Origin of the sequence: Shewanella sp. 10N.286.52.B9 (assembly GCF_002873635.1) — a bacterium.
Lineage (GTDB): Bacteria > Pseudomonadota > Gammaproteobacteria > Enterobacterales > Shewanellaceae > Shewanella.
In genome coordinates, this window is the sequence record NZ_MCTY01000238.1 from 14,707 (window position 1) to 37,383 (window position 22,677).

At 38.5% G+C, this 22,677-nt stretch carries 2 protein-coding genes; both read right to left on the reverse strand.

The genetic code is table 11. The features are described from left to right. Nucleotides 1-8 precede the first annotated feature (8 nt). Nucleotides 9-824: a peptidylprolyl isomerase gene (locus BCU91_RS20115; protein WP_102532235.1), complete on the reverse strand. Its 816-nt coding sequence runs from the start codon at nt 822-824 to the stop codon at nt 9-11. Between the two features lie 92 nt (nt 825-916). Beyond that, a complete protein-coding gene (locus tag BCU91_RS20120; protein WP_102532236.1) occupies nt 917-22,615 on the reverse strand; it encodes an IPT/TIG domain-containing protein in 21,699 nt (7,232 codons plus the stop codon). Nucleotides 22,616-22,677: the final 62 nt, after the last annotated feature.

The window sequence follows — 22,677 nt, forward strand, 5'->3', positions numbered from 1 at the left end:
CCTAGAGTTTATTGAGTAATTTCAATGCTAGATTTAAGTCGGTCTAATTCTGCATCTTTAGCCATTTTTCTTAAAATACGCTTTATATCACCGCGAACTTTTTCGAAGGGCTGTTTCACTACTGATGGCGCTTGTTCTAGTAATACAATGTGATAACCGAATTCAGTCAAGAAGGGTTCTGAAATTTGATCTTTTTCAAGCTCTTCAAAAACTTGATTAGAGAAGACTGGAGAGATTGCACCTTTTAATACCCAACCTAGGCTGCCAGCTTTTTTTGCCGAAATTTTATCTTCAGAGTATGTATTCGCGATATCAGCAAAGGGCTCACCCGAGCGAAGCTTGCTATAAGCCTCCATCGCTTTACTGTAAATAACCTGCCTATCTTGCTCATTGGCATTAGGCGCGACTCTTAACAGTATGTGAGAGACTTTGGCTTTGGTTTCTTGATATTTATCTTGGTTTTCGGCGTAGTAATTTCTGATGGCGACATCATTGACCGCAGACGTTAAATAGTTCTGCAAATATCGATTCAGCATGAGATCTTTCTTAAGTTCGAATAGTTCAGCATTTATAGCGGCTTGATCAAGTGTTTCCTGATTTTCAATCGCTTTGACTAAAGCAAGGTGACGTAAATAATGTGTTTTAGCCGACAGAACTTGTTTTTCATTTTTAAGATCGATTCGCTTATATTGCAAGTAAGCATGCAGCTGTGTTGATGTGACAACATCACCATCTACAGTGGCAATAGTATTTTCCTTATCGCTACAACCTGAAATCAGAACGCTAACAGTGGTCATTGCCACCAAAAATTTTACGACTTTCATGCTCTAGATATATCCTTATATAAAGTTCAAAGCGCTTTAAAATACACTTTTATTCATCAAACTGATAACATTTTTTATTTTATTCTATCAATTTAATTATTTAACCATGTTACATCTGCACCAGATGCATTTAATAGTTCAATAAACTCATCATTTGCTGCACCTAATTCGATATAAACACTACTCAACACTTCAGAGTTATTAATGTCAGATACTTCCACCCGGTCTCGACCAAAGCTCACACGGGCATGATCTTGCAATGTAATTGCTGATAGTTGATGAACACCTTGGAATGATTTTCCAAGCATATCGGTAAGATCTGTACTACTTGAAACAACAAGACTATTTTCAGTATTAGAGAGTATTTCAAATACTTTACTTGCAGCATCATCAACATCCAAATCAACAAATTGCCCGATTACAGATTGTGGAGTATTGGTTTCAGAGTGCTGCCATAATTCGATGCCGACAGGCTCATCACAGCCATCGTTAGCAGTAATCAACCATTGATCATTACTGAGGTCAGTAACACAGCCAATGGTACCTACGCCTACTTCTCTTAAGTACGTGCCAGCACTTGGGTTTAGTACCGACTTGTTATCAATAATTAAATGACCATTTAACCCTGTTATATCGGCAAGGTATATGGTGCCCGCACCTGCGTTATAATTAGTATTACTTGAATTTGGAGATGCAGTGGTTAATGTGGCAGTTAATTCAACTTGATCGTCAGATAAAATTGAAATTCTGCCTGAGGCGCCGTTAGTTGCGTATGATCCTGTTCGAGCCCCTGAAACAATAACTTCCCCCGACCCAGAAACTTTTGCTGCTGAAATATGGACTGAACCACCTGCGCCACCATTAGCATATCTATAATAGCCACCTTTAGCCCAAATTTTTCCATCGATGACTGCCTCTTGGGCATAAAGCGCAATAGCCCCACCACCCCAGTTTGTGTCTCCATATGAGCCACCTTTTAATCCTGCATATTTTGCATGACGGTAGTTACCATATTCACAACCTTTTAATGAATACTGGTGCCTACTGCCATTACAATAATTGCTGGAACCTAAAGATACTTTTTTATAACCACTTGAATCTGCATCGATATAAGCACCTTCAGCTAAATTTAGGGTAGCTGACGACTGTAAGCTTAATTGTTTATTAGAAGCTTCATCTTGATCATCGAGGTCTATTTTTGCATATTGGCCAATATCAATATTACCTACAACTTGCACTGAACCTGATGACATTCTGACAATGGTTCGCTCTACTAAAGTCAGCCCTTCATTGATGTTTAACGTTGCGAAAGTGAATTGATGACCAGCATACTCATAATCATTATTATGCAGCTCTACATGTTTTGATATGGTGATATCTGCAGTCGAATCTAAGTAAACACCTGCTCCTTCCTCAGTAATCAACTCTCCATCTATTTGAATCGAATTAGCGTTAACTGCAAATTTTGCATCTTCAGCTAAATACACATTGCCATGAATAATGAGACTCTCTAAACGAGATTGAGTGAATTCTAATTTGGCTCTGTTCAGTAAATTAACATCGCCAAATATCTCTACTTTTGCTCCTTTCAAGTCCCCTAATAGTTCACTATTAGCATCCAGCATCAAACCATTTAGCATATTAACTTGCTTATAGGAAATCAGTTTCAGCGCTGATTGCTCACCCAGTGACACAAGATCGCCGAATTCAATCATGTCTGCTGTGACAGCAAAGGTTTGTTGATAACCCAGTGATAGTCCATCTTGATAATTCACTTCAGGTAGGTACAACTGAACATCGTTTTGTTCTAACCAGGTCAGCACTTCTTGCTCTTGGGTACCTGCTTTAACAATGACGTTTCCACCTAGATATGAAGTTGCAATATCAATGACTCTTAATTTATCAGCTCCTATATCAAGACGGGCAAAATCATCTAAATATAACGATTCAAATATATGAACCCCAACTAAGTGCTCACCGACAAAACTATTCAAATCAATATCAGAATTGACAACCAAACTATTATTAGTATGTTGGATAATTTCTAAACCATTAACTTCAAGCCCTTGACTTAGCAAGTCAATATATTCGCCAGTAATGCTGTAGCCTTGCAGATCATCAACCAGTGACCAATTGGCGCCTTCAACATTAATTTGCCACTGATTATTGTCTAATGGAATTACTGAGGTAATTTGGTGCTCACCCACTTCAGGTAATTGAACCCAGTTGCTTATACAGCTGTCATCATTCAAACAACTGACATCCATACCGGATCTGATTTCTAAACGTCCATATTCAGCATCTTTAGTTGATACAAAGACTGTACCAACTGAAATATTATAATCTGCAGAACTAGCCGTTCTAATAGAACCATCAAAAGTATTTTGGTTAGCATAAATACCAATACGACCTGCGCCACCGAGTAGATTAATTCCATTGCGACTGATAGCCGCTCCCGAAATATCTAATGTGCCATATCCCGATAGAGTCTCAGTTTCTATGAGAATGGACCCTGCAGCTGGTAATACCTGGTATCCTTCTTCAAGGTATGATGTATAAGATGGGATTGATTCAATTTCACCGTTCAATATGATTTCATTGGCGCTAATTTTTATACTACCCCCACCTTCTGCATCGTATCTTGAATAGCTCGGGTTAAGTACCCCACCCATTCCTGCTGCTATAGGATATTTATAATTACCGAAAACGTCAGTATCTGCAGCATTACTAGGATATGGATTAGACGCGTGAGTACCCAATAATGAATAATCTAAACCTGCGTGATAAATAACTGATTCGCCGCCACCGTCAGTCTTAGTAATGATGCCGTTGCTAGATATAGTTAGCACACCTGTAATATTGAGTCTATCAAGGCTGAAGGCTGAATAATCTTGGTACGAGTTAGGTTTTTCATATCGCAGACTTAATCGGCTATCTACAGTCATATCACCTGAAACTGCTAACTGACCACCGACAGATAAGTTTTGATATGAGTTAACATTATAATCACCTAAAACTTGCATATTATTGAGTGCTAAAAGCCCAACGTTTCCTTCTGTATTGACATCCTGATTAAATATTAAATCTTCAGCAGTTAATGTTACCGAAGAAAGAGACACCGTATTAATAAACTGAATTGAAGAGGCACCTATTGATAAATCATTATCTAAGGTATCTCGTTCAATAATCAACGGCGTTCTGACACTAAAACCGGCATTAGAACTATCCAATATTTGCTCAATGAAAAAGCTTGGTAAACTGTAAGCACTAATAAATCCATCATACCCAAAATCAGCTTGTTCAAACTCGACAATGTCATCACCAAAGCTTATTTCTCTGCCAAGATATAACTTGGTAAATTGATGTAGCCCTTGTAATTTCCCTAAATTAAATGGATATAGATCCTCAGAGGTTATAACAGTAACGGAATCAGCAGTATTGCTCACCACCTGTACATCATGAGTACTCAAGCCGTCAGCTGAGGTAAGACGTAGCTTCATTCCATCTAACTCGCGGCCGTTAGCAACTAAATTTGAAGCCCATGCATTTTCAGTAATTGAAAGCTGCCAAGTATTGGCACCTATATTGGCGACATCATCTATATCATGCAGCCCTGTAGTAACCACATTTAATGCTTCTTGACTATCTGACCAATAGTTATTGCCACGACCACCACTAACAAAACTTGAAACACCACTACCGGTGTGTTCAAGATAGATTGTTCCATCGGCATAAATCTTCTCTGCCAACAAATCTAATTGATTTATAACCCCGTCTATCTCTATTGCTGCAACAGCACTTACAGATTGCGGGCCAATAACAGGTTGTTCCATTTCCATTTCGTGGACTCGAATAGAAACCCGTGAACTCATGCCAATTTGCCCTTCAGAATAAAGCCCACCAGTTCTCACAATTTTATTAGTATTTATCAACGATAATTTTTCAACATCAATATAAACACTACCACCAGCAGGCATGACATCTCGAAAGTCCATACTGATATAATCTCCAATTTCTACCCAATTATAGATATTATTAGGTAAATCAACTTCAACTTCATTGGCTTCAATCCAGACAAGTCCATTACCATCATATGTCGAGCTTGCAGAACCCAAATTGAGTGGTTTCTTGTAATTACCGTAGGCACAGCCCTCTTCGAATTCAACGACATAACTACTTAAGCAATATCCTTCTTTAAAACCGACCCCATAACCCGCAGGATAACCCGCGCCAGCTACAGTAATTTCATTTGTCGAAGTGAGTTTTTGGCCTACATTTAAATGAATTGGATACAGTCTCTGTTCTTGTAGATTCGCTTTTTCAGCGACAAGCTTAGCGGTTTGAAGCATGTTGCCAGCGACTTTAAATTGCTCAGTCAAGCCTAAGGTTAATTCCACACCGGTTATTGAGGCATCTTGCAAACCATTTACTGTTGCTGCATACAGCGCACTCTTACCTGAAAGGTTAATGCTTTCTGACACATTAATGTCATTGATACCAGCATCTAATACGCCATGAGTAACATCAAGTCCACCCGCTATTGAAACAGAATCAGAACTAATTAGAGTAAAGTTAGATTGAATAAAATCTGCCTGTGTTTTAATTTCTAAATCGACATCAAGCGGTCCTTCATATCCTGATGGATCTATTTTAAATGTTACAAAATAAGTCCCAACGCTTGGGTTATCAATATAGCAATCACCACTATCATCTAGTTCACATTCACTATCAGAAAATCCAGTTGCAGGAGAGCCAAACTTAATTAACGTTTCTACTGACCATCGCTCATTTAATGGAATCGCAGTTAATGTATGAACCCCTTCCTTGATTTCGACCTCATATACTTCCCCTTCAATATCGAGATCTTTAGCAAAATATTCGGTACGAATAATACCATCAGTATTGTTAGGGCCACTGTTGGACTCAATAACTAAGTCACCCTCAATTATTACTTCATCGGTATACAATTCAAGATTAGTTGCAGATTTTAATACAAAATCATTGACGACTGACAAGCTGCCATTAACCACTGCATCAACCTCTCCAATAACGGTAATACTGTTTGCCACAGCATTGCCCAAGACTTCAACCGACTCGTTATCCCAAATCACATCACCTAATTCAATCAAATTAGACACGGTTAAGTCAGCTGTATCTGAGAATTGACCATAGCTTACCGTAAGCACAGCTTCACCTATTCCTACGGGAGTAAAGCCTTGGAAAGAGGTCACTGCCACATTGCTGTCTGAAGAACTGAACTGTAAATCAAAGAAGCCTGCATCAGATACATCAACTAAATAGTTGCGACCATCTACTGTGACCTGTGCTTGAACAGTTAATATTACATCTTCTGTTTGCTGACCAAAGTTATAGCTAATACTCTTAGGTGAAACTTGAATATTAGTAATATATTCAGGCTTAATAGCACGGCTATTGGCATCATTTGGATTTGAGCCAGAAGCAACCTCAACCGCATCACTGACACCATCGCCATCTGTATCGGCATTAGTTAAATCAGTTCCAAGTTCATATTCAATACCATCTGCAAGTCCATCATCATCACTATCGATATTGTCAAGTTGAGAGCCCAATTCAAGTTCAAGTAAGTTATTGACACCATCGCCATCATAATCTTCATAGCCATCAGTCACTCCATTACCGTCACTATCTTGGCTGGTAGGGTTCAAGCCTAAGCTATGCTCTAAAGCATTACTTAAACCATCGGCATCATAATCACCTTCAGTGGTTAATAGAGGTAAGCTAATGGTATTAGCAAATTGAATTGCATCAATATCAGCCATGCGCCCTTCAAGCCTGATGGTGACCAAAGTGCCATTTTGCTCTTCGGTGACAACTGGGGTATCGATTAACTGTTGATTAAAATTAAATGCATTTTCAACATCATCTAGCCAAATACGACCAGAATGAAGTACAGATAGTGATAAGCCTTCACCTAATACAAGATCTAATCGGGTCTGCTCTTCTGATAGCAAGTAAGGTTGAGATTGCGCTAGCACTGCAATATGGGCACTGTGGAAGTCACCTTGCTGTGGTAATACAGTATCGCCTTGTGCCACACCAATTAAACCTGAGCTTAAGGTTGAGAAACTATAGGTTTGGTTTAATGTCAGGGCAACATCTGGCACAAACTCGAGAGTCAGTTCATCAATTTGACTCACTAAGCCTATGACTGGGTTACTTTGGCTATCGAGTACTGCTATTAATTGATTTGTATCACCTGAAATGACTTCTTCTGTGAAAGTGAATTGCACAGGAGTGATAAGGTCATCATGCACTACTTGTAATTGAGTCGACTCAACTGCTGGCAGTCGCTTAACAAAGCTTAGGTCAATTTCAGCATATTCATTAATGCCCCAGTCACCGATTACGTCCACTACACTCATGGTGATATCTTCAACCAAATTATCGCTGAGACTAAATGACAGCTGCCCCGCTGACATTTGGCTAATGAACTGATTTGAACCATCCTCGAATTGCGCATTAGCCGTTACTGATAATGACAAGCTCATATTGGCATCTTGCTTAATACCACCAGCATCGACAATTTGAGTCACAAGGTTGTTATATTCATCAACTAACTGCAAAGTCAGAGTCGCGGTTTCATCAACTTCTAATATATCTTCACGGCCTAAAGCATGATTTGTCATAGAGACAACGCCTAAAGATAATTGACTCGCCAAACCTGGCAAGATATTGACTGGAATATTATCGACATCACTGTAATTGCCATTTTCAACCACTTGATAATGCGTCTCTAAACCTTGCGGTTCAGATTCCAGCATTGCTAGTCGGTAATCACCTGCTGTTCTAGGCGCTGAAACTAACAGTGTTGCAACACCTCGATTAATGGTGATATTAGCTAGCTCACCTAAGTAATTCGCCTCTTGATCATAACGACTACTGATTTGAATGTTATTAGCAAAACCAAAATGAAAATCAGGATGATTAAATGCCAAATTAATTTTCAAGCCATTAGCATCAAAGACTCTGTTATCTGCAAGATCTGTCAGCTCAATAAATAACTCAAACGGTTCATTTACTGTTGTTGCATCTATATGTCTGACTTTAACGATTGCTGGATCACCAGCCAGAACATCCATTAGATGTAGTGCTGGAGAAATTGCAGGATAATCAATTAACGAAGCGATTAAGCGATATTGGTCAGCTTTTAAGCCTGAAGCATTCATATCAAAAAGTGCAAAGCCAGCTTCATTTGTCTCAATTATGCTGCTCAGCTGCTGTACATTTTGACTATCAATTAAGCTAAATTGAACTCTTTGAAGCGCCACAGGTCTTGCAGAAACATCTAACACTCTGACCTGCATAGCTGCAGTATCACCACTTTTTAATGAGTCAGGGTTACGCTCTGCAATAGCATTATCGTCAAATTTAACCAAGTTTGGCTTTTGCGTTAAGCTCACTTGCTGACGGTCGCCTATACTCACCTGAGCTAATCGATCGGAGATTTTAACTGCAAACTCAACAATATCGCCTTCAACTTGCTGCTCAGGTAATTGTATAGTCTTACGTAAGGATTCACTACACCAGTTGAATCTATTACTAGATGGCGCACAAAGCGGTAATTGCTGTTGAAGGATATTGTTATAATATACTAACAATTCTGCTGTTAATTGAACGGTGTTCGCATCATCGGCATTTTCTAGACCGCTTAATGTTATAGGTAATAAATCACCATATATAGCCGCATATGGGAAATCCAGAGTTAACTCATTAGGTGTTGGCACCTTATCAGGAACTACGGTGATATCCATTTCTTGTGTCACAGACTGCTGTACATCATCAGTAACAACAATGCGTAAAGTTTGTGATAATTCACCAGTTAAGCGTTCTTGTCGAATATCCTTGATACTATAACTTTGTTCATTTGACTGTCCCGATACGGTATATAATCGCTCGTAAGCAGGCCACTGAATATCGACTTGGCTTAATGCAACATCATCAGTAAGTTTCAACGCAATATCAAAACTACTTTGCTCTATGACAGTTATTGGCGCATCAACTTGTACAATTTCTGGGTAAGCATCGGCTACTACACTCACTGGTAATGTTACCGTTCGAGAGTTATTAGCTCTGTCAGTGGCTGTCAATGAGTAGTTATAAGTCTCATTGAGTTGATGTTCTGATTCAGTAACACTGACAATACCTTCTTCAAAACCTGCCCAAATAACTTTGTCATCGCGCTTTAATAACGCCAACTCAATACCACTACCTTGATCACTTAAACTCAAATCCAGACGATAAGGATGGGTATTGGTCACCATGCCTTGGGCATTTAAATGACTATCTAAGGTGATACTTAAGCTCGGCTTCGATAAATCGGAAGCACGTCTTATTACCTGCGGAGTAGACTCGGTAAAGTTACCGTAAATATCGACAGCGCGAGCTTTAATGTATTGCCCACTCTCAGCTAGAGTAAAGTTTTTACGAACAATAAATTCTGGACCATAATGTTTGCGCATTAATTGGTAAGGACCAGCCACATCGTCTGCAATATAAAATTCTACTTGACGAATAGGTTGGTCACTTTGACTAATAACTGCTTCAAACTTTACAGGACGCGGAACATAACTTGTCGCTTCAAAGTTCAGGTCGACACTAAAACGATTTAATGGTAACTCTTCACTTTGTAGAGTTAAACGCTTATCAGCACTGTGAAATACCATGCCTAGCTCATCAATAACAGTACTGCGCAACATAAACGACTGACCATTTTTGAGGCTAGTAGGGATCAAGATATCAACATTAAATGGATAGTCATCTGTAGTCGCCACGCGCACATCATTAATATAGTATTCAGCAGCAACAATACCTTGTGGTTGAGCAAGCTCTATCGCCACTCGATCACCTAATTGATAATATTGGTCATAAGCTGGCGCAGCTAACCCAGGAGTCGTTTTCCACGCAGATTTGTCTAACCAAAGCAATTCAATACCTTGTAAACCTGTGGCGAGTAAAACCTGATCTGACTCCACTGCTATCGATAGAATATCAGCAGTTGATTGGTAGACGAGCTCAGGTTGGGCAATTTCTGTTAGTGAGAGACGCTGTAAATTTTGTCCCTGGCTATACCAAATGTAACCTTGAGATAAACTCATAGATTGAACAGGTTCATTTACAAGTACTCTGCTTTGTCTATTCGTTAAGTTATAACTATGAATTGCTTCATCTGATATGAAGTAGAGGTCATCACCGAAGCTGACAAGGTTCTTAAATCTACCTCCACTCTGAATTAGCGGCTCAATGACAACATTAAAGTTATCTATCGGTAAGTTACCTATCGATACACGGAATAAACCGCCATTTAACGTGGTGACATAAATTAGCTCATCGTCTACTGTCATTGATAAGATATCATCTCCAGTAGAAACTGTGATTTCACCCACTTCTTTAGTAATAAGATCATGGATTTGTAATCGGTCACCATGCGCTAATACTAACTTTTCATCCTGAAGAACAAAGTCAATGACTCCTTGTTGCTGAACAAGTAATTCACTTTGACTTAGGTTATCAGTATTAAGCCTATATACCTTACCTGACGCACTGTCATAGGCTGATACCGCATCTAAAGAGGTTTTTATCTTTCTAATATCTGCGGTGTAAGCTGCTGGGAATAATTGTTCATTATCTGAGTTAGGCAGCGTATTTTGAGACAATAATGCAAACCCTTGATTTGCTGATATCGCATTTCCTAGGTGGAGACTCACATCTGTGGTGTTACCGCGCTGACGCTCAGTTTGGTAAATTTTTCTTGCTTCAAAATCTTGTAAATTAACATTCCACCTTTGACCATCAACACTTTTGAACTGGCCTTGATCAAAATATAGCTTTCCTGCTGCATGCAATGAATAACGACCAATGACATATGGTTCACTAACATCTTGGTTAATGAGTATAAGCTGGTTACTTTGAGTATCCAGAGCCCAAATATCACCCAATATGTAACCTAACTGACTAACATTTAAAATAGATAAATCTGATATAAAAATCTCACCAGCAGTAGATAATTTGATCAACTTTCCGCTTTCCAGTAATAGCCAGTTTGCTTGACGACCACTTAAGAACGCCGCCATTTCTTGGCCGCTATATACCGAAACAAGGTTTGCATTGCTATCAATATTTTCAATAGGCAACATTAGTCTATATAAATTATCGCTAGCTAAAACCCATAACGCATTTTCAGAAATATGAATATCCTTGATGAAGCCTAAGCTATCAATCTGGGTCAATTCAAGACTGTTACCTTTCACTTCAAATTGATGCAGTTCACCTAAATCATTCGACGCCCATACTCGTTGTCCCGACAACACAATGTGCTCAAATCGGTCAATAGATATGTAAGTACCTAAGGTTTGATAATTATTGGCAGGGTCTATAAAGGCGAGACCGATACCATCAAGTGAAACCAACCAACGATCTTCAAGATGTATTACGGCTAAAACCTCGCTATCAAACCTATGTATTTGTTGTCCCTGTTCATTAATTAATGTTTGACCAGAGAAATAATAAGTTTCCTCAGCTGTTCGCAATATGTGATCAAAACTAAATTGATTCTGATGCTGAGTTAACTGATAAGGGGTAGCTACAAGTACTTGCTTAGTTTGCACATTAATATTGCCTAAACCATCCTGTCTACTTGCCTCAATAGTGATGTATTCCGTTTCAGGAACCGACAAACTAAGAGGCTCAATGCCACTAACCAAAATATTGTCATTAGCATCTGTCACTGTAATTTCTGCTTTAACAGATTGCGACGTAACGCTTTGAGTTGTTAATGAGATTTGACTATTGCTATAAACTCGCTCACCAATACCATCAATTTCAAAGACTAAATTAGTACGCTGAGGAATAACTCGGATCCCTATAGAATCCTCTACAAAGTTGTAGCTATCACCAAAATATGTTCTTACACGTAATGTATATGTTTCTTGCTGATCGTTAGCAGCTAGCTTGACCGATATCTGCCCTGATAATGCATCACTAAGCATATGAACAAGCTCATTACCGTTGAAATCGGTGATCACCAGCTCAGCATGCTTGAATTGTGCTACATCTACACTGCCAGTCACATAGCGTAATGTTAACCAATCCCCTTCATCATAACGGCTATTATTTGCCGGCGACGTTATTGATACGACTTCACCTGCAATATTATTATCTTCAACAGTTACAGATAATGGATCCATTGATTGATCATTAACTGTTATGTCGAATTGATAGGTCTTAAGCTCTTCTGCATTCCACCATAATAGGCTTGAATTTGCATAATCTAACCATGGTTGAGCATTATGCTGAGCTATTAATACACGGCTATCTTCTGGATAATTAAGGAATAATGGAACTTTAGCATCCAGAGCAACTGATGTAGGCCATAAAGGTACAATTGCGCCAATATCCGTAAGTGCTTCATTACTGATATTAAAGCGACTAATTAAATCAGCTTCAATACCATTACTCACGTGAACTTCAAGTATATTCGTTTGAATATCCTGGCGCTTAATGGCAATGTTTTTATGATTAACCCAACGATAATTTAGAGATTTTCCTTGACCATCTGTGACAATTAATTGTCCTGATGCAATATGGCTCTCCACTCCATTGATAATTATTTCTGTGGCTAATTCAGTTGTAGTTAGGTTAGAAGTTTGGCTAGGACGATTCAGGAACTTATAACTTTCAACACTTTGGCCGCTTAGTTTATGTAGTCGATTTATTCCAGTAACTAGAGGCTGCTGCCATGGAAGTATCCCTACAACTTCACCTCCCTTAATGGCTATTTTACTGCCACCATGGGTAGCATCTATTCCCGTAAACCAGACAATTTCCCCATCTGCTTGTGGCTGACTTATTCTAGCCCCGACTGATAGTTCATTGAGTAAAACAAGTTCATTGCTTTCAGTTAAACTATAATGTCTTAGCTGATCATTTCTCCATAAATACACATCACCAGCACTGACGGTAACATTATCAACACCTGATATACGGAAGCTCGCTACCGTTATCAACTTATGCCCATATTCATCTAAACCAATCAATTGCAATGTATCTTGTGTTAACACCCAAATTTGGTTACGCCAAATTGAAATCGACTTAATATCATCTTGCAATTGACGACCAATGATAGGCGTCGGTTTATCACCAAGTTTTATACCGGTAATTAGACGACCTTGTTGCGTGATTGCAATATCACCATTTAAGCCGAGTAAATCTCCAGATAAGGGCACGATTTTAGATTCGTAAAGGCCATTATTTCCTTTTAATAAAAATAGTTTCAAATCACCTTGCAGACTATATACACCGTAAACATTAGCTGAGTTCACAGATAATGATTGCAAGTCGCCAATTGACTGAGTAAAGACCTCAACATCACCTTTTAGTACACTAAAGCCAGCTTGTTGATTTTGTAATCCAAACCAGATCGCTTCAGATTCTGTTGATAAGGATTCGGATACAGCTACAACGCGTCTGCTTGTACCTTGTAAATCAATTGAAATCTGTGACGTATTACTGACATAACTTTGTTTAACCAGTTCTAGATCTGTGGTGCTGATATGGCCAGATAAATCTTCGAGATTAGTCTGAACACTGACATTTTCATCATTAGAGGAAACAGGAACAATAATATCAAGAGGTGCTAATGGGTAAGTCAATTCAGACTCATTTGCATCTTTAATCACCAATGTTGACCGTTGACTAAAATCATCCATTTCTGCTGGGATATTACTGATGACTCTTAAGCCCGTGCCTGATAACAGCATGTTATCTGGCATCAGTTTTAGAGAAGTATTCTGCTCAATTCCAGTATCTCTTTGAACGTTTAAGAAGCTTCTAGCAACCAGCTCTCCACTAGTAAGCTCCAATAGAACAACAATATTCTCACCTGTTTGCGGCAGCTTAATTTCATATTTAAATCGCTCAGGTGAATCTTCCAAGCGACTGATTGAATAAGCTACTGGGTTACGAACATCATCAACGTCAGCCCCGACTAGCAGGTTCAGTTCAGCTTGCTCAACATTTTTCATTAGCAATTCAAGCTGAATGAATTGACCTTCTTTAGCACTTTCACCGCTTTGAGGGCTCAGGAACGCTAGTTCAGGTTCGCCTTTTTCTGGATCGAATGGATTAATCTGCACTATGTCAGAAGTTCCCATATTACCATTAGGATCTGAAGCCCTAGCTTGTAAAGTAATTACCTCTTCTGATGCTGGCGTAAATGTGAATAAGTTTATTTGTTCAAGCGATTGATAATTAGCACCATTAACTGATATTTGTACATCTTCGATACCATATTTATCAAATGATTGAATTACAGCCTCTGCTACTTCTCCGATCGGTAACTTATCGCCGTTTTTAGGCGAAACAATACTTACCTCTGGCGGAGTAGCGTCTTTATGTAGTTGGTAGGTTCTAACAACTTCTTTGACACCTTTATATCCATATTGAACTTGAATTATTACCTGGATCTGTTCAGCTGGAGCTATCTCAGTTAAACGTGGATTCATATAATTAAGCTCTACGAGGCCTATACCGGTATTTAGTTCATATCCTGCATGGAACCATTTACCATTGACTTGCATATCAACCAGTCTAACCAAATCACTATCGCCTGATATTTCAGCAGTCAACAATGCACTGGTTAATTCTTCGACTTTTATTGGTTGAGTAATTAGATCTGAGATTGTGATTACAGGATCCACTACAGCGGCATTGAACTCTTTCTCTTCAGCATTACCTGACTTATCAACAGCTTTAATTCTAATCTTAAGATGCTGAAAGTGCTCTAGTATTTCAATTGAAATATCATTATCAACCGAACGATAAGCGTTAAATTGCACCCCGTCAGATGAGTATCGATAATAAAGTTCAATATCTTGTGCTTCATCAATATTATCAATCACACTCGTGTTGAAATGATATTCACGACCACGGGTTAATGTCATAGCAGGTGTGACAGGCTGATCGTCTGCAACTCTAAATATATTCAATATTTTAGGTCGCAATCTATCCTGACTGACGAAAGTAGTCGTTAAGCGCCCTAGACTAAGTTCATAGCTAGAAGAATCATTAACTATATTGCCGGCGGTATCTGAAATTCCATCTATGACCAGGTTATAGCTAGCGTTATGCTCTAAACTCTCACCCAAGGCTAATGAAATTTGTAGCTTATTTTCTGCGATATTCAGTACAAATTTATCGCTAACATTGATTGATTCACTATTACTGTAGTCTTGAGCTGTCAGGAGAACGCTAAAGTCAGTTGCTGTAATAGTTTCATCAAACAATACCACTAAATCACTATTATAATTAAGTGGCAAAAGGTGAGTTATAGAAGGTTTGGTGTCATCGATACCAATGAAAACATTGCCTGAAGTTAGACGCTCATTTGTCTCAAGCTTTACAATTACTAATTCATAATTCACACCTGGAACAACACTAGGCGTAGTGATTAACAATGAATTATTACTTAAATGGTAATTGACTCGCGTACTTTCATTGACCAATTGAGATAATTCAGAAGCAATCAAATACACTTCAAGGCCGGCGTTAAACCCCTTCCCTTGAACTGATAACACATCTCCACCAGAGTCTGACAGATAAAGAGAGCCTTGAGCATTATCTGTAGCAAAACCATCAATAGTTAATGCTTGCTCAACACTTAATGCTGCGACAATGGTATCTAAGTACCCTTCTTTAGTTGCTGTTAGGCTGAAGATACCAGGTTGTGGCATTGCTGCACTAAATGTGAGCTCCGAGCCCTGTTCATTAACGTCAAACTGTCCTACTTCTAAGCTTATTGCACCTAGTGATAATTGTTCAACCTCACCCAGATGTTCACCAAATACGGAATATTCAGTCAAACGCCCACTAATGCTTGTTGCAGGATATAACTGATAAACGGAAGGCGTTAAATCTCCAAATAATAAATGAGTATCCAACATTATTGGTAAGTCGATATCAATATGACCACCATCAATGTGTTGCAAAGGAGCATTAAACAAGCCAGCACTATAGCTTTCACCAACTACAAATCCTGGATTTAAAGGTGTATATAAAATACTTTCATCAAAAATATCGGTATAGCCATTTACACTAACACCGAATTGGTTTTTAACTTGCACCAGCACGTCACGCCACTGTAATGCGCTGCCTGTAAAGCTAAATCTGAGTGTTGGTGAACTTTCAGAAATAACATTAGGAGATACTTCACGTAAATTAACAAAAGGAACTTTGGCGATATGTAATGCTGAAGTTGAATCTAGCCAAAGAATAGTATCTAGATCAAAGCTCATTACTCTCAAGCTGTTACTAGTTTCTACACCCGCAATGAAGTTCCATTCTAATTGCGAGTTTGTAATATTAATATCATAAATGCCGGCATCACTGGAATGTGAAACGAATGCAAGCTCCCCATTAATACTAATATTAGTTGTATCATTAGGTAACCCAGAATGAGCTGTAACCTCCATCAACTGATCAACCTCTAGTTGATGAATGTCAATCAAGGCAATATTGGTTTCAGAAAGAGCATATAAACGCCCAGCATTTAAAATCAATTGATTGGCACCAAATAATGGTAACGATAATTCCGCAATAGCTTGGTCAAAGTCATTAATTAGATAAGCAAATAACTTGTCATTGTTAAGCACAATTAAGTGCTCGTTTATCAAGTGAGCGTCATTTACACTAAGACCAGTTGACTGCATTTCGTTGGAGAAAATATTCCCAATAAGAACTTCTGAACCGGTTAAGGCAATCAATAAATTGTCTGTGATTTTAATTCGAGTTTGGCTGCTAAATTCGTCACTATGAATTTGATTGACGACCACTGGCGTTACAGGTTCTTTTAGATCATATACCGCTAAGGTTTTGTTGGATTGCAATACAGTCAAATGGCGCTTAGAAAGAGCTAGATGCGTAATCGGTGAAGTCACTTCAAATTGAGTTAAAGGAATTAAACGTTGCTCTTGCCTTTTGTAGAGCGTCACTTTGTTATCAATCGATTCAAATGCTGCAATGATATCACCACTAGCACTGATAATGGATTGGTTAGATAACACGACATTGTCTGACAAGATAATATTAAGACTAGAGTCAATAATGCTTTGGTTATCAACATCACTATTCTCAACCTTAACAGTCAATTGGCCTATCGTTGATAAAGGTAAATCGAAAACTAATAAATCATGTTCTATCAAACGAACATTACTGGCAGCAGCACCATTGATGTAAATGCGTGTGTAAGGACTAAAGCCATCACCTTGAATCGCCACTTCTGTATTTTCATTCAGATAGAATTGTTGCTCATTGGCTAAGACTTCTTGATTGTCTACGTCATATCGACCAATGGCTTTGATTGTAGGGTCAGTAACGTAGGTAAATACACCATCCATAAATGATGTTAGTGCCCCCTGAGACACTTTTAAGCCAACTAGCCTATTTTCGGTAGGCATATTACTTAGTGCAGGTAATTTAAAAGTTAACTTTTCATCACTAATGTACGTAATATTTTGCTGTAATACGTTGATATCACCCAGTTGTATACTTGTATCTGCAGTAAAGTTAGCACCAAAGACTGTAATATTTTCCCCACCACGCCAAGAACCAAATTCAGGCGTGACAGTATCTATCACCATTCTATTCGATTCAGAAGATATAAATCTAAAGCTATAATCTGACGAAAGTTGCATACCATTTATATCTCTAGTATTTGCATCGATTTTAACTCTATATTGTTTATTTTCTGCAAGTGGTTGGTTAGGAACAAATACCAACTTGCTCCCTAAACGGTAAGTATGCTTTTGCCAATAGCCAGAAACTGGACTTCCATCAAGTGTGACACTGAATAAACTTGATGAATAATCTACAAACTGCTGATGTTCAAGTAATTGATTAAATTGAACAGTAATAGATTCACCCATAGCTAAATAGCCATTTGCTATAGGTTCGTGTGAAATAATTGTCAGATTTTCATGCTCAAAACTATAAACGCCACCACCTATTTGCTGATACCTTGCCCCCACGTTTACAGGACTTTCAACTGCTACACCACGTGAATCTCTTGCATAAGCGACACCAGCAAAGATGACCTTATCACCAAACACGACATTTTTTACGCTGCCAGTTATAGAGAAATAATTATCTAATTCAATGTTTTGATTAAAACTATCATTTAGCCAAGGCGCAATATCATAAAGCTGCAAGTCACCGTTGCCTGACGATACTGCTAGCATTGAGCCTCTTAGTGTTAACTGGCCTGCATAAATATCACCATTTCTCAACAAATAGGTCAGATTAAGCCCTGCGAGGTGAGATCCTGTTTCAATATCAAACAATTCAACTGTAGCTTGTTCCGCAGTAGAAATAAGGACTTTATCTGTAAGTGGAATAATATCAGCAGCAGCAATTCGTTGGTTTTCTGCTCCGACTAATGGCACATTGTGGACTAAATTATATTGACCACTGTTTAATTCAAGCGCTACAGCTCGACGGCTTGAAGGTTGAATTGCCCATATCAAATCTTCTTTAATCGCAAGTGAAGATACCCAGCCGCCAATTGAGGAAGATGGCAATTGATTTATCTGGCGAAGTCGTGCCTTGTTTTCAACTTTATAAACCGTGATACCACTCGTACCACCAACATAAAGTAAGTTATCACTAACTACTAAACTTCTGACCTGACCACTAATTGAATATTGCTCGATCAAATTAGGCGCTGCAGCTTGGCTAACGTCAAATTGATACAATTCATTTCCACCAGCGACAAAAACCATGTCTTCTAAGCGAACTATGTCTATAAATCCATTTGGGGATACTGGAACTTGGAAATGGAATTTCTTGCTAACACCAGCAATCTCTTTTTCAATGATAATCGGGTTAACAGGATCCGAAACATCCAATACAATGAGTTCTGCATTTTTTGTGGAAAGTGTTTGTACTTGCTTGCCGTCAACATCAAATATTTGATAATTACCACCGGTTACCGCATAAATAATGTCTTTATAATGCAACATCGCCGATACTGGATTTTCACTATCTGAATCTAGATCTACTTGTCCTGTTTCACTACCTGCATAAAAATAATCTTGCGGTGCATCCACTTTCTCATCTGGAAATTGAGGATTAAACGCTGTTACAGATGCATAGCCAAAGTCATTCGCAGGCATCATGACTTCTGCATGATAAGACGACAATACTTTAGAATGGTTTACCGGGGTGCCAGCAACTGAGAATTTAGTCGATGGAGTAAAACCAAAACCACGTAAAGTCACAATATTTCCACCACGGGGAGGGCCCGTCTGCGGATAAAGGTCTTGTAGTGCAACTTTAGGCATAACAATCATTGCACCTATAACCTGACTTGATAAACCTTCTTTCTGTATTTTTAACGATAGAGCCGTGACTGATTGAGCCAAATACATTTTTGGAATACTCAACTCAATCATATTTTGACTAATACTATTAATATTATTCGGATTGATTTGAGTCTCACCTAACCAAATCTCTATTGCTTGCTTATCATCTCCGAAGCCAGAACCCAATATCAGTGCTGATTCTGTACCATCAGCATGGAAATAATGGCCAAGATACTCTCTATTATCTCCCAGTCTTTGTATTGAGTTTATTTCAGGTCTTACTGCTGAGCTAGTAGCAAATGTCCACTCATAATCTTGACCTAAGGCTTGGTTATTTAAATTTGTTAAATTCGCTGATAGTTTGAGCGTTACGTTACTATTATTATTTACAATATTAGTAGACATCGGTACTGAAATCACACCACCACTTAGTGTGTTTGTGGCAATAATTGAAACATCTTGAATTTTTTGTCCCGTTGAATCAAGTAACAGTAATTGAGTTTCAATATGTTCAATTTCGGTATTTATAAGATTATTAAATTCGAGTGTTATTGCATCACTAGCAGCCAGAGTAGAACCTTCTTTAGGCATTATATGACTAAGTGTTAGACCTTCTGCTACTAGCTGTACTAAGCCGTCTATCGTAGACAGGTAACTTAAGCCTCCACTACTCAGCAGTGTTGACTCGCCTTCCAAGTTTTCCCAATACTCAGTTTCAAAATAGCCATTATCTTTCTCTGATAAACGTAATAACATTCCGCTATGACTCAGTGTTAATGAGCCATGCTCAATAATTATGCTAACGGGGCCTGAAGTATATTCGCCTTTTTCAATAGCTTGTGATGTATAAGTTAACTGCTCTCCAAATGCTGTAAATATTGCTAAATAGAGTTGATTATCACGTTCATATACAACATATAGGGCACCTTGATGCCAGCCTACTTGTAATGGTCTACCAAGCAGGTCACCTTCATTAAACAATATTGTAGTGAAACCAACAGGTGGGGCAAATTCATCATTATTAATGTTGATAAAGCGAACAAAACCATCACCAAGATCACTAGAAGCCGCGACAGCTAAAATACCTTCACTTCTATCAAGTGAAATGCCGTTGGCTGAGTATCCAGCCAGCTTTTGTTCTTGAATAATATAAGGGCTTGATAAATCATGAATATCAACAATAACGAGACCTTGGTTTGTGACACTTAAATAAGCTAAGTGATCTGCTAACTCAATCCCTGTAACACTATCTTGAAGTGTTAATTGTGAGAGGCGCTTCGCTTGCATTGATAAGCTAGTATCATAGATCTCTAGACCATAAGGTAGTAAAAATGGTCGCTCAGCAGTTGGGTTAGCACCTTGGTCAATACCAACAAATAATTCATTGTTTCTAGCTGCTATTGCGCCTATTGTCATTGGAGGGTAATTGGGTAAATCCATTGCACTACCTCGTGCAATTTCATAAGAAAACTGTCCCACATTTATTTTTTCTAGGCCATTAACGAGGAAGACATCCAAAATTTGTGATGTTAATGACATTGGCATGATGAAGCTAAACTTATTCATCATTTCTACATCGTCTTCTAAATTAACTAAAAAGTTTCCTTCATCAGCTATCTCAGTTCGAATTTCGCTGCCATCTTGTGTGTGTAAAACGATTTTAGTGCCAGGTAAAAATACTGACTTTTGGGCTGATATATTAATTCTATAGCCACCATCTAGCGGACCAGAATCTCTATCGATGACAATAGCTGCACCTTCTAAGTCATCAGCAATAACGATGGCGCCCATATACCAATCAAATAACCCGTCTTGCTCAATTTTTATAGGATATTGACCAGCGCTTAATGGCAATAAGTTCAAACTAGAACTGTTGAAAGTTATCCGTTCCTCTTCAATTGTCATTGGAACACTAAAAGCGCCTACAGATAACGTCGCAGTTGGTGCAAAGCTTTCTCCATGTACAATGATTTGCTGGTCATTACCTCGACGGTACAAGCCATTTTCTACCCAAATAATTTTAGGTTGTGTCATAGCGGATACACTAAACTCGCGATGAAAAGGAGCAAATAGAGCAGCGCCTCTCACCGTTTTAGCCTGTAGTACATTTAGCTCATATTGATGACCATTTAATGGCGAAAAGTTGATTTTAAAGCTATCAGAAGCCGAATTTTGTGTGTTAGTAGATTCAATATCAATAGCAACATCTTTATTAGCAGTTAAATCTGTAAGCACTATAGCTTGAGCTGTCTGAATTGAATCAATATCTACAAATTCATTAAACTCAATAGTTAATTCTGTATTAGCCGCAAGTACTCCATTTTGCTCGACTGAAGACGATGTTACTACAGCACCAGGTAGCTGAAGAGAAGCAACTCCGCTTTCAGCTCTAGCTACAATTAACCTATCTTTAAAGACCCCTAAATCCTTTATTTCGCCTTTGGTACCAGCTGAAAGTAATTTGGGGGAATTAAATTGGCTCAAGTCATAAATTAATAAGCCACCAGTATCTTGTGACACGATTAAAGTTGAACCTAGGACTTCAAGACTGACAGCTCCACCAGTCGCTGACTGAACTTGTTCATCAATGGACAACCATTTTAATACTTTATCTGTTTCAGGATGGACTATTGCGACGCCCAACTTACCCATAGCTAAAACGAGATGATCACCATATTCTTTAATATCGAATATATTACCCTTCAGAGTCATTTCACGATTTAATAATGGGTCGAATAAGCTATCGATAAACAGGGTCGAGGTCATCTCCTCTGAAGAGTCGACACTGCTTTCCCCTATAGTGAATACATCTAAGAAAGGACACTCTTTTGTAGGTTTCCAATTGGATGATTTACGAGAACCACCATGATATAAATATCCCTCATTCGATAAATATAAACTCTGTGTTCCTGCTTGAGTATGCTCGCCAATAGGCATTACAACAGGATCGAGTAGATTTGCCATATTCAAACTCAATAGCTGACTATGAAGTTGATCTGTTGGAAGGAATGAACAGTCCCCAATATTTCCTTCTGCAGCTTCTCCATCGAAACTGGTACTGAACACAGAAAGGTCTTTTGCAGTTACCGTTGAGGTTAATTTTAATCCCCCCCTATCATTTACAAATTCGCGATTTAGAGGCGTTAACCCATTTAGCTCATCGGCATTTAGCGTCATAATGCCACCTGTGCCTGTTGCTAATAAAGCTATTGAACGCTTATGCTCATTATCAACACTTGCAAGCTGGGTTAAGGTCATATCCACCGAATCTAAACTGAAACCTCTCGGCTTAGGCTGATGATCTCTTAGATATTCTGCATCCTCTAGTGACATATCATCATTTAAGATATTTTTAAAATTAATATTATTAATCAAGATCTGTTCGTACAAATCTTCCATATCTTGATCATTATTTGAAATAGAGCCCCTTCCACCTACAATTAACGGACTATATGGATCGT